General features: G+C 64.3%; 8 protein-coding genes and 1 pseudogene. 3 read left to right on the top strand and 6 right to left on the bottom strand.

Annotated elements, in window-relative coordinates; genetic code table 11:
- Positions 1-839 precede the first annotated feature (839 nt).
- From ACIBI6_RS03735 to ACIBI6_RS03720, 4 genes and pseudogenes are all read right to left on the bottom strand, one after another.
- Positions 840-1273 (bottom strand): annotated as a pseudogene (locus ACIBI6_RS03735) (hypothetical protein).
- Between the two features lie 33 nt (positions 1274-1306).
- Positions 1307-2860 (bottom strand): succinic semialdehyde dehydrogenase, encoded by a 1554-nt coding sequence (locus tag ACIBI6_RS03730; protein WP_396955192.1) that lies wholly within the window; start codon positions 2858-2860, stop codon positions 1307-1309.
- Between the two features lie 157 nt (positions 2861-3017).
- On the bottom strand, positions 3018-4760 hold the full coding sequence (locus ACIBI6_RS03725) for an acyl-CoA dehydrogenase (protein WP_396955266.1): 1743 nt from the start codon (positions 4758-4760) through the stop codon (positions 3018-3020).
- A gap of 133 nt (positions 4761-4893) precedes the next feature.
- Positions 4894-5319: a hypothetical protein gene (locus ACIBI6_RS03720; protein WP_396955191.1), complete on the bottom strand. Its 426-nt coding sequence runs from the start codon at positions 5317-5319 to the stop codon at positions 4894-4896.
- 499 nt (positions 5320-5818) lie between these two features.
- Here ACIBI6_RS03720 and ACIBI6_RS03715 point away from each other — a divergent pair, with 499 nt between their 5' ends.
- The 3 genes from ACIBI6_RS03715 (at position 5819) to ACIBI6_RS03705 (ending at position 9256) form a co-directional block, all read left to right on the top strand.
- Complete coding sequence (locus ACIBI6_RS03715) at positions 5819-6250, top strand: hypothetical protein (RefSeq protein WP_396955190.1); 432 nt, start codon at positions 5819-5821, stop codon at positions 6248-6250.
- Positions 6251-6875: 625 nt separating this feature from the next.
- The gene (locus ACIBI6_RS03710) at positions 6876-7844 is read left to right on the top strand and encodes a short-chain dehydrogenase/reductase (protein WP_396955189.1); all 969 of its coding nucleotides are present in this window, start codon (positions 6876-6878) and stop codon (positions 7842-7844) included.
- Positions 7845-7849: 5 nt separating this feature from the next.
- Positions 7850-9256 carry a wax ester/triacylglycerol synthase family O-acyltransferase gene (locus ACIBI6_RS03705; RefSeq protein WP_396955188.1) on the top strand — a complete coding sequence of 469 codons (1407 nt, stop codon included), beginning with the start codon at positions 7850-7852 and terminating at the stop codon, positions 9254-9256.
- 203 nt (positions 9257-9459) lie between these two features.
- Here the strand turns inward: ACIBI6_RS03705 and ACIBI6_RS03700 are convergent, their stop codons facing one another.
- Together ACIBI6_RS03700 and ACIBI6_RS03695 are read right to left on the bottom strand one after the other, a co-directional pair.
- On the bottom strand, positions 9460-10686 hold the full coding sequence (locus tag ACIBI6_RS03700) for a PucR family transcriptional regulator (RefSeq protein ID WP_396955187.1): 1227 nt from the start codon (positions 10684-10686) through the stop codon (positions 9460-9462).
- Between the two features lie 107 nt (positions 10687-10793).
- Positions 10794-12278 (bottom strand): long-chain fatty acid--CoA ligase, encoded by a 1485-nt coding sequence (locus ACIBI6_RS03695; protein WP_396955265.1) that lies wholly within the window; start codon positions 12276-12278, stop codon positions 10794-10796.
- Positions 12279-12290: the final 12 nt, after the last annotated feature.

The following is a 12290-nucleotide window of genomic DNA, read 5'->3' as shown; positions in this document are numbered from 1 at the left end:
ACCATCAGCAGCTGTGAACACCCTGGCGGCACCTCGTGACGTCGCCGGCTGGATGATGCGACCGGCCACCGCTCCGACATCCGGTCAGTCTGCGAATTGCTCACGCAGAGCGGTTTGACAAACGCGGCAACCTGCTCGCCCGGATCAGGCAAGGCGTGCGAGGCCGCTGCTGGGGGGCGGGAGTGTTGAGTCGTGGTCAACGTCGGACTCCTCGGTGGCGCTTCGGGATGAGATGCCAACCTACAAACGGCCGGTGTCGGTCAACAAGAACCTCCCAGGCCTGCGCGGTGTGCTGCGAGCACATCCAGTGCGCTTAAGCTCCTAGGGGATGAATCGGGCAACACTGAGGCCCCCAGCACGTCGCACACAAGTAAAGCGGCGTGCAGTTCGGCGACTTTGATCGTTGCGGGCCGACCCCGGCACTCTCCGGCACGACGCACCCTTTTGCGGGACCGTGCTTTCGTGGATCCCAAGGTGCGTGCTGCGGTCGTCAGACTCCTTTGCGCATCGAGAACAGCAGCAGCGCAGCCCGCTCTTTAGCGCCGTCCCACGCGAGATCGCCAAGCTCGCCTGCAATGGTTTCGTTGATGGGTCGCTACCGGCTGCTTGGTAGCGGGAGTGCTGCCCGCATCCGCAGCCATCCTCACGCTGATCTACCTGCCAGCAAATCCGGAGACCGCTACCGGCGGTCGAGCTGTGTGACACGTCCTCACCAACAACTGTTTTGGTGGATGCCGCCCACCTGCGAATTCAGCTGACCACCATGACCGACGTCACCGATCTGCTCTGGAGCATGAGCCACGCCGAACGCGCCGCGCGAAGACATGTCGTCGAGCCGGCTACGGACTTGTGCACCTGTTGGGGGTCGGAATGACGGTGGACCAGAGTGCCCAGGCGATGAGGGCGAGCTGAAACAGCAGGCGGATGAACCGGCGACGGTCGGTGTTGAGGACGAATGCATGCCGGCTTGTTGCGGTATTGGGCGATGTTTCCCGGGAAAACTGCGATGAAGAATGCGGCGATGATCCGTCCGATTTGCACCCGGTCGGGTCAGGACCGCCAGGCCCGCACCGGGCATGATCTCCACCCCGGCGGAGGCCATGAGGACGCCGTCAGGGTCTAGGGGTATCGATCTGGGCACTTGTGCCTGGAAGTCCTCACGGGCCCCGAAGAGGTGGCTCAGTCCGGCGAGGACGAGCACACCAGAGAGGGCCAGTCGGGCGACCGTGCGCAGCGCGGTGGTGGGGGGCTCGCTCAGTTCATTGGATGTCATCGGTTCTCGGTACCCGTAATCGGCGCCGAGGTCTCAGCGGCCTGGGATCCATTGCAGGGCTTTGACGAAGGGCGGCAGGATCTTCGCCCACAGCTTCTGCGGCACGCCGCGTGGGCCGCCGAGGTTCAGGACGCGGGTCGTGGCGATGGTCTGCGGTTCGGTGTATTTGGTCAGGCCTTCAGGGCCGTGGCGGCGCCCGACGCCCGAGGTTCCCATGCCGCCCATCGGCGCGCCGGTGCTACCCCAGGTGGGGCCGTAGCCTTCGTCGACATTGACGGTGCCGGCGTGGATCCGGGCCGCGATCGCCTCACCCTCGTTCTTGGTGGCCGCCCACACGCTGGCATTCAGGCCATACTCGGTGTCGTTGGCCCGCTCGACGGCCTCGTCGACGCCTGCGACCGGGTAGACCGAGACGAGCGGTCCGAAGGTCTCGTCGCGGTAGCATTCGGCGTCGGCGGGAACGTTGGTGAGCACGGTCGGCTCGTAGAACAACGGGCCGAGGTCGGGGCGGACCTTGCCGCCGGCGATCACGGTGGCACCCTTGGCCACGGCGTCGTCGACGTGACGAGCCACGGCTTTGACCTGCTCCTCCGATATGAGGCTACCCATCTCGATGCCGAATTCGTAGTCAGCACCCAGCGTCATCGCGGCGACCCGTTCCCCGAAGATCCGGGTGAACTCGGGCGCGATGGACTGTTCAACGTAGATACGTTCGATGGAGACGCACAGCTGGCCGGAGTTGGAGTAGCAGGCGCGCACGGCGGCGTCGGTCACCTCGCGCAGATCGGCCCCGGCCATCACGATCATCGGGTTCTTGCCACCCAGTTCGGCGGAGAAGCCGATGAGACGAGCGCCGGCCTGTTCGGCAAGCAGCCGACCGGTGGCGGTGGACCCGGTGAACATCACAAAGTCGGAGTTCTCGACCAGTGCAGTGCCCACCACCGAACCGGGCCCAGGGACCACCGCGAACAGATCCTGCGGGAGGCCTGCCTGGTAGAGCAGCTCGACGCACGCCAGCGCGCAGTACGGGGTCTGGCTGTCGGGTTTGAGGACCACGGCGTTGCCGGCGAGAAGTGCCGCGATGGCGTCCGATACCGCGAGCGTCATCGGGTAGTTCCACGGCGAGATCACCCCGACGACGCCCTTGGGCTGGTACCGCACCACCGTCTTGGTCAGGCCGGGCAGCATTCCGGCTACGCGCTTCGGCCGCAACAGCTTTGGCGCGACGCGTGCATAGTGCCGGGCAGTCAAGGCAATGTCGAGGACCTCTTCCAGGGCGGCGGCGCGCGACTTCCCGGTCTCGGCCTGCGCCATGTCCATCAGGTCACCGCGATTTTGCAGCACCAGGTCGCGGTAGCGGTGGAATATGGCGGACCGCTCCACAACCGGACGGTCGGCCCAGTTCTTCTGTGCGACCCGGGCGCGGGTGATTGCGTCCTTGGCGTCCTGCGTGGTTCCGACCGGCACGGTGGCCAATTGCTTTCCGGTGAACGCTTCGATCACCGGCCGGGTCGGACAAGTGACTGCGTCCGGGATGGCGATCAGGTCGGCGAGCCGCATGAACGTGGCGGTGGACGGAGCAGGCATACGTACCCCCTACGGGCTGGTGGGTTGTGTGTATGCCGAGCGGCTAGGGAATGCGGTGAAGGCGCCGGTCGGGACCAATTGGTTCGCACGGTTCCGGTCATTCCTCGGACGTCTGCCATAACCTTCGGCTGGGTGCGCGTCGCCGCGAGACGCGGGCTCAGCCATGGTGGGGTCCTTGGTTCATCTCGTAGGCGCCGGACAGCGCGGCGACACGCTGCCAGATGAGGTCGAACCGCTCCGCGTCAACGACGGGTCTGCCGATTGCTGCCAGAATGAGCTGCTGCTGGGCCTCGGTTGTGGAGGGTTTGTCGTGCAATCCGACTGCCGCAGCGTTGAAGTCGCGGACCAGTACGTCGAAAATCTGGTCCACCAGGTCGGCGTCGACGCCGACGATCTCGGCTTGTTCCAGGATCAGCTGCCCGTACACGACCAGCGTGAACAGTTCGGTCAGGGCGAGCCCGAAGTCGAGATCGCCCTGCTGGGCGGCATTCGGGGCGGCCTCGCTGAGCAAAGTGACCAGGTGTTCGGCCTGTGCAGTGAAGCGGGCCACGTTCGGGATAGCGGCCGATGCGGCGTATACCGCGCGCCAGTCGTGGAACCGGACCGTCGCCAGTCCGCGAGCGGGTCCCTGGCGAAACAGGAACTCGTCGTCGGCGGCATCGAGCCGGGTGGGCACTGGCGGGTAGGGCTGTGGGTCGAACAGGTAGGCGGGCATGAACTTCGCGATCAGCGCCAGGTTCACCGCGACGGTTCCCTCGAGCTTGGGCAGCCCGTCAACGTCTATCTTCGCGAGCAGCAGATACTGGTCCTTCTCGAAACCCTTGGCGGCCACGATCTCTGATAGCAGCGCGACCACCTTCTGCGCCTCGCTGGTCACCTTCATCTTCGTGATCGGGTTGAACAGCAGGTACCGGCGATCGTCGGGGTTCGCGGTGCGGAAGTAGTCCACCGCGCGGTCGGCGAACAGCCGCATCCCGATGAGTCGGGCGTAGGCGTCGACGAACTGGCGGCGTACGTGCGGGAAGTCGGTGACGGGGTGCCCGTACAGAATCCGGTTGTGCGCGTGGGTGATCGTCTCGTACAGCGCGTGGGTCGCCGTGCCGATACCGCCGAAGCACAGGTTGAACTTGCCGATGTTAACGGTGTTCAGCGCCGCGTTGAACGCATCCTGGCCGGTGTGCAGGATGTCCTGCGCGGTGACCGGGTAGTCGTGCAGGGTGAACTCGGCGACGAACATCTGCGCCGAGACGATGTTCTTGTCCACGTGGAAGTTCGGGTGCCCGGAGTCGGCGTAGAAGAACACGTATTGATCGGGGCCCTCGATTCCGGCCAGGCGCCCGAACACCGACACGATGCTGGCGCAGTTACCGTTGCCGATGTAGTACTTCGACCCGCTTGCGCGGTACCCCCCGGCACCGTCGGGGGTCAAGACCATGTCTGTGGAGTAGATGTCGGCGCCATGTTCCTTCTCGGAGAGGCCGAACGCGGCGACACCGCCATCGGCAAGGGCGCGCGCCGCCCGGGCGCGGGCCGCGTCGTTGCCGCTCTGCCACACCGGGCCCAACCCGAGCACGGTGACCTGCCACGGATACCAGTAGTTGAAACCGTAGAAGCCCAGGATCTCCGAGAGGGCCGCTACCCGCGCGGTGTCCCACCGCTTGTCCGGATCGCCGGCGCCGTCCCGCGCGGGGGTCAGGAACGTCGCGAACAGGCTCTCCTTGTCGACGAACTCCAGAAAATCGGCAAAGAAGACCTTGTCGTGATAATCCTGGGTCAGCCGCTGCTTGCCGCGGTGTTCGAACCAGTCGATCGTCGCGCGCAGCAGCCGCCGCGTCTCTGGATCGAAATGCTCCGGGGCGTACTTCACCGGATTGAGCAACAACTCGTCGCATGCTGACATCATCAGTGTGTCCTTTCTGTCGAGTCCTGGATTGTCCGCACATCGCGTGCGGTCACGGTGGGTCGGGCGGGTAGGCCGGTGATCATCGGAGCCAGGGCGCGGCGCAGGCAGTCGCTGGTCGATTCGTCGGTGTTCAGGTCGATGGCGTAGCGCGGGGAGGAGTACGCATGCGGCGAACAGGCGTACTACGCTCTCGCGGCCCGGTCGGGATCTGTGGCGCGCGGTGCAGTCGGCCTTCGCCTTGCACACCGTCGGCGACCAGCGTGCTGCCCAGCCGCAGCAGTGCCGCGTCGTCGGCCAGACCTGCGGCGATCAACTCGCCAGACTCCAGCAGAGTGCGGGAGAGGACGGTTCGTGCGATGCGGATCGCACTGGCGAACGCCTCGACGATCTGCTCGGTGGGGGGCTGGGCACTGGCCATGGACTCCGTGACACGCGCGCTAATGCGGCGGCCTTCGCGCGCCATCTTCGCGGTCACCAGAGCGTGGCGGTCCCAGAAGCGGCGGTAGCCCGTGACCCGGCTGACTTTCGCCCGGCGGGCCACCCGCTCAGTGGTCAACGTCGAACTCCTCGGTCGCGCTTCGGGATGAGATGCCAACCTACAAACGGCCAGTGTCGGTCAACAAGGCCTTCCCAGCCCTGCGCGATGTGCTGCGAGCACATCCAGTGCGCTTGGGCTACTGTCAGTGAGGCGATGAATCGGGCAACACCGAGGGCCCAGCATGTCGCACACAAGTAGAGCGGCGTGCAGTCCGACTTTGATCGTTGCGGGCCTGCCCGGCACGACGCACCCTTTGACCTGCACCGCCGATCACGGCGACGCCGTGCGGATACCGCGCCGCTCGACTCGCCGCCGCGGGGAGCGAGGTCAGCTTCCTGGCTCGCGGTCGGCGGGAACCTTGCCGAAAGGTGCTGTCGCATTCGGGAGTTGCTCCTCGGACCCAAGCGCTTCAACGAACTCGGTGCGAAGCTGCAGGCCGCCGGACGAACCGCCTGACGAGTCGCTCCGTCGGCTCCAGGGGGTCGGCATCGTGGCGAAGACGGCCAGCGGTGCCTACATGTTGACAGAGTTCGGTGAGGGGCTGCGGGCGCCCGTCATCGGCTTCGGTCTGTGGGGACTCGGTCTGATGTCAGAGGGAATCGAGCTGGAAACTGCCCGACCCGACATGGTCGCGCTCTGCATGACGGGAGCGGTCTCCCCGAATCTGCTGTCGGGCCTGAACCTCGAGTGCGTTGTACACACTCCCGAGGTCTCCACGATGAGCGTTCGCGAGTCTGCGCTGTCGGTGGCGTCCGGGGAATCACAGTCGGAGTCGCCGATCAGGCTCCACTGTTCGTCCGCGACCTTCATCGCGTTGACCATGGGCACGCTCACCTCGGCGCAAGCTGGCTGGGCCGGTGACGCCCGCGTGCTGGGCAAGGGCACAGGCCTTCCCAAGTTGTTCACGGCATTCGCGGCCACCACCTGGGAGTTCAAAGCAGCTCTCTGAGCCTGATCTTGCATGCGAGTCCTCGGTGGTTTTGCCACAATGGTTGGCACACCGGACTTTTCCCACGCTCTGGCCGACGAACAGCTCGCCGATGCGGTACTCGAACAAGGCATCCGGAACACCCTCGCCCTGCTCGTGCCCGCACTTCGAGGCTGACACGTCGACGAAGCATCCGCAGCCGCCTCAACGAGCTCGAGTAAAGACATACCTTCGCAACCAGATTCGACCGAGACCCGGAACCGCAGCCCCAGTCAGAGACTTGTGCTCGCCGCACGAATCGCGGCCCGGCTTTCATTCTGTCGCAACGTTGTCCGAGACATTTCGACGCCTTTAGGGTGAGCCGCATCAACGCGGATATCCCTCGTTCAAGGAGCGTCTTCATGCACTTCGCGACCCGCACGGACATCTGTCGTCTGATGATTGCAACGACACCCCGGTCAGTGTCCATCGCCTCGGCGAGATTCTCTGCACGGCCGCAGGTCTGATCCAGCCACTCGACACTTTCTGCACCTCCGGCGCTGAAGGCGCAGCCACGGACGTTTCCGGCACACGCCGAGAAGCGCGATCTCCCCTGTCCCGGCGGCTGTCATGCCGCCGGTACCGAAAGACACACGGAGTGACCGACTTGACTTCAACTCAGCCCCGGCACGCCGCCGAATCCGGCACGGCCGACTTCAACGCTTCTGACCTCCTTCGCGGCGCGGCCCGCGCGATCGGAGGCGCACTCGCACACCGCGCCAGAAGGGGCGTTGGCCCCGGCGAACGACTTCCGCTCAACGGTCGCGTCGTCTTCATCACGGGCGCAGCTCATGGTCTGGGTGCTGAATTCGCACGGGAGTGCTACTCGCGGGGTGCGTCCGTCAGTCTCGTCGGCCGCCGACTCGCCCCCGTCCAGGAGTTGGCCGAACAACTCGGAGACCGCGCTGCGGCGCTCGAGGCCGACGTGAGTGATTTCGAGGCCTTGCATCAGTCCGCCAAGGCAACTGCTGAACGATTCGGCGGCATCGATGTCGTGATCGCCGACGCCGGGATCGCGCCGCCCTCGGATTCCATCTTGACCGTCGACCCGGCGGAATTCGAGCGGACGGCGGATATCGATCTGCTCGGCCAGTGGCGCACCGTGGGCGCAACACTCCCCTATGTCATCGAACGACGTGGCCACATCGTGGTCATCGCGTCGGTGTATTCATTCATCAACGGATTTCTCGACGCGTCGTATGCCGCGAGCAACGCAGGTGTAGAACAACTCGTCCATGCACTTCGGGTCGAACTCGCGCCCCATCAGACCACCGCGGGTGTCGCGTATCTCGGCTTCGTTGACACGAACCTTGCCCGGGATGTATCGGCAAAGGACCCGATCGACGATATTCGCGTAGCCCTGCCCGCATTCGTCACCAATCCGATCAGTGCCGGACAAGCCGCGCACGCGGTCGTCAATGGCATCGCCGCACGCTCCAGCCGGGTCGGTGCTCCCGGCTGGGTGCTGCCCGCAGCGCGTGTGCGTAGCCTGCTGTCGTCGCTCGACGCGGTGCTCACCCACCTGATAGCGACGGTCCGTCGCGCCGAAGCGTCTGTCCACGAACGGAATCGGTGAGCGCGATGCCCAAACGCAAGCCACTCGGCGTCCTGGACGCGGCCTTCCTGACCCTGGACTCACGCGAGATCTCCGCCCACGTAGGCATATTGGTCACTTTGTCCCGACCGGAGAACGCGGGCCCTGAATTCATCCGCGACTTGGTTGCCCAGCTCCGGGAGGCCACAACGTTCACGGCACCATTCAATTACCGACTCGCGCGTTCACCGCTGCGAAAGATCCGTCCCGCATGGGACGTTCTACCCGACGACGAGGTCGACCTCGACTACCACTTCCAGCATTCGGCCCTGCCAAGCCCCGGTGGCCAACGCGAACTCGGTGTGCTTGTATCCCGATTGCATTCCCTGCCACTGGACCGCAGCAGACCACTCTGGGAATGCCACCTCATCGAAGGCCTGTCCGAGGGCCGGTTCGCCCTCTACGTCAAGGTCCACCACGCAGTGACGGACGGTGTCAACGGAACTCGGCGCATTGCCAAGATGTTCGATGTCGACCCGGAAAGTAGTCGGCTGCACGCGGTGTGGCAGACCGAACAGGAGAAGACTGAGCGGATCCGAGCGACGACAGGGCTGCCGTCGCGCGTTCGGGGGTGGTTCCATCTGGCTGGCGGACTCGCAGTCGCGGTCGGCAGGCTCGTCGAGGATGCTGTCCGCCCCAGCGATCCGGCTGTCGCGGTGCCGTTTTGCGCACCGACAATGGAGGTCCTCAACGGACGCATCTGCCGAGAGCGACGATTTGCCACCCAGTCCTACCCGCTCGAGCGGGTCAAGCGGGTGGCGACAGCCCTTGGGGTAACGGTCAACGATGTGTTCATCGGAATCTGCGCCGGCGCTCTGCGTCGTTATCTCAGCGAATTCCATGAGATGCCGCAGGAGAGCCTCGTGGCCGGAACGCCGGTCTCGGTTCGTCGCGCGGGGGACGGTCGCGGTAACGCGGTCGCTATGGTCATTGCGAAACTGTTCACCGATATTGCCGACCCGATCGACCGGATCAAACTGGTCAGCCGGTCGACCACGCTCGCCAAGCAGAAGTTCTATGATCTGCCGCAGGTGGTCGGCGATTACTACGGAGTGTTGACGAACGGCCCCTTCATCCTGCAGAACATCATCGGAATTGCGGGCCGCTCCCGGCCCCCCTTCAATCTGGTGATGTCCAATGTCCCAGGTCCGCTGGAACCGCTGTATCTGTGCGGTGCACGGGTGCAGGAGACCTATCCGATTTCGTTGCTGGCGCACGGACAGGCGCTCAACATCACCGTGCTCTCCAGTGCCGGGCGGTTCAACGTCGGGTTCGTCGGCTGCCGAGATCGGCTACCGCACATGCAAAGACTCGCGGTCTACACAGGCGAGGCGTTGGATGAAATTGAGGCCATGCTCGGACTCGTCGTGCCGGAACTCCAGGAAGCGAAGTAGTCCGTTGAGACGGGACGCTGCCCGGCCACAGATCGGGCAGCGTCCTCTACTGGGAGGGCCTATTGCCCGAGGAATTTCAGGGCCACGGTGACCAACACTTCGCGATTCTGGAGGATGGCGCCATGTCCGGCGTCGGCGTACAGCTCGGTTGGGCGCACGAACTCTGCTCCGCGATTTATGCACCCGCCTGCACCTCTCGGCTGTCAAGCAAGTTCGGTCAGGACGGATCTGCCGAGCCAGTGGCAGGCCCGCAGTGCGATTTCGATGTCCAGCCGGTGTAATTCGATACGGCGGCAGATTTCCTCCTCGGCTCGGCGAACCCGGTAGAGCACCGAATTGCGGTGGAGGGCGAGTTGCTGGGCCGTGGCGGTATAGCTGCTTCCGCTCAGGAGGAATGCGCGCAACGTTTCCCGAAGACGGGCGTGCGATGGGTCATCGAGCGCGAGCCGGCCCAGCGTCTCTGCAACCCACGCCTTTGTGGCTGGGAGATCGTCGCAGAGCGGAGCGATGGCGCCGATCTCGGAGAAGGTTGCCACCATGGGCGCGTCGTCCGCCGCGGCGAGCATGACCTTGTATGCCTGACGCGCCTGCTGATGGCTCCGGCGGAATGCGGAGATACCAATGCCTGCTTCTCCCGCCGCGACTGAGATTCCCGCCGCGAGCTTTTGCACCGCTTCCATCAGATTCCCACGGGTCGGGGTGTGTGCGAGAGGTAGCCAGGCCCAGCCGGTTCCTTGATCACGTGGCAGGAACAAAGGGCGCTGGGCGCAGCCGAGCTCGTCGGCGAGGTCGTTGGTGAATCGGGCGAGGTTGGCGACATACGTGCCTGCCTGCTCGGCGAGTGGGGACCAGACAATCAGGGATAGGTGTCTGCGGTGTGACAAGCGGTAGCGGAGTGTGGTTTCGACGCCGGCGAGGTCATCGGGCTCGGAGTCGAGCAATTGGAGGATGAGCGCCTCGCGCGTCGCGTTGCGGTCCTGCAGCCACCGATCGCGTTCCTCTTCATAGGCTTCGAGAACCTGTTCGGTCACGCTGTCGATGTAGGCGAAGTTCGCCGTGGCGAGCCGGCGGGCGACGGCGGCAACCAGTTGCGGGTCACTGACCTTGGTCTCGACGATTGCCAAGGCATGCTGCAGAGCCGTGTCCTGGGCAAGCCGGTACGCACGGACGAGCGCCCGAACCGGAATGCCGTGCTGGGCAAGACGACGGGCGTACTCGGTGGCTGCGGGCGGGGCCTCCGCCGCGCCGATGTCGGCACCGTACTGAAGAAAAGGCAGCACGGTTTCGACGTTGCCCTCGATGCTCGCGATCAACAGTTTGTCGAGACCCGCATCGCCGCGCAATTCCATGATCTCGCGCGAAAGCCGTTGGTAGAGCTTGCGAACCAAGGTTCCACGGCCGTGGCTGAGCTCCTCGCCGACCGCTGCCACGCAAGTTGCGGTCAGTGCCTCTAGGTCCAGCGATCCGTTTTGCATCAACTGATCAGCGCTCGGCCGACTGGTAGGCGATGACGACGGCCGGCGGCATATCTTTCCTTTCAGAGGGTGATTTCGCGCTTGAGGATTTTCCCGGTCGGACCCTTCGGAAGTGTGTCTACGATGTGGACCTGGCGCGGGTATTTGTATGCGGCAACGCGCTCCTTGACGAAGTCGCGCAATTCTTCAGCGGTAACAGTGGCACCGGGTTTGAGGGCGACGGCCGCACCGACTTCCTCGCCGAGTTCGCCATGGACCACACCGAGCACCGCCGCCTCGGCGATATCGGGGTGCTCGTAGAGCACCTCTTCGATTTCACGTGGATACACGTTGTAGCCGCCGCGAATGATCATGTCCTTCTTGCGGTCGACGATGAAGTAGTTGCCGTTCTCGTCTACTCGACCGAGATCGCCGGTGTGGAACCAGCCGTCGATGATGGTCTCGGCTGTCTCCTCGGGCTTGTTCCAATAACCCTTCATGATGTTGTCGCCACGGATCACGATCTCACCGATGGCACCGTCTGCTACGGCGCGGCCATCGTTGTCGACCACCTTCAACTCGACACCTCGGACCGGAGTTCCGATGGAACCGGGGACACGGGTCCTGTCGGGGTGAGCGAAACAAGCGGCGGGCGAAGTCTCCGACAGCCCGTATCCTTCGAGCAGAACACAACCGAACTGCTTCTCGAATGCGTGCAAAACCTCAACCGGCAGTGCGGATCCGCCGCTGACACAGACGCGCAGCGCGCCGAGATCGGCCTCGGCCGCGCCCGGTTGGTTCAGCAACGCCGAGTACATCGTCGGCACTCCCCCGAAGATCGTCACCCCATCCCGGACCAGAATTTCCAGAACTTTGGCCGGGTCGAACCTCGGCAGCAGTGTCAGCGTCGCGCCCACCCGCACAGCGACGTTCAACCCACATGTCTGCCCGAACACGTGGAACAGCGGTAGCCCACCGAAAATCACGTCCTCGGAACGCGCGTGAATCAGTGTCTCGGCGCACACGTCTACATTGCCCGCGAGATTGGAGTGAGTCAGCTCCGCTCCCTTCGGCTGACCGGTGGTGCCCGAGGTGTACAGGATTACCGCGGTGTCATCGGGTTGGCGATCGACCATGATGTCGCGCGGCTCGGTGGCCATCACCCGATCGAGAAACGCAATCGGATCAACCGTGATCACGCTAGCGCCCGTCCACTCGGCACCTGCGGAGGCTTCGGCGTCGAAGCCCTGCCAGACAAAAATGAACTTGGCACCGGAATCGCGCAAGTAATAGGCGACTTCACGCTCTTTGAGCAATGGGTTCATCGGCACGACGATTGCCCCGGAGCGCAGGATGCCGTAGTAGAGAGCGGCGAACTGCGGGACGTTCGGGAGCATGATCGCGACCCGATCCCCCACCGCGACATCGTATTCGGCCAGTATCCCGGAGACCCGCTGACTGAGCGCTTCCAGTTGCGTGTACGAGATGGCTACTTCATCGAGTCGAATCGCGATTTGAGCCGAGTGGTTGCGCGCGGTGATCACGAGATTTTCAGCAAGGTTCATCAGCTATTTCCTTCT

It is taken from the genome of Nocardia sp. NPDC050412 (assembly GCF_044458825.1).
In the GTDB taxonomy this organism is placed as follows: Bacteria; Actinomycetota; Actinomycetes; order Mycobacteriales; family Mycobacteriaceae; genus Nocardia.
This window is presented reverse-complemented; position numbering and strand designations above follow the sequence as displayed.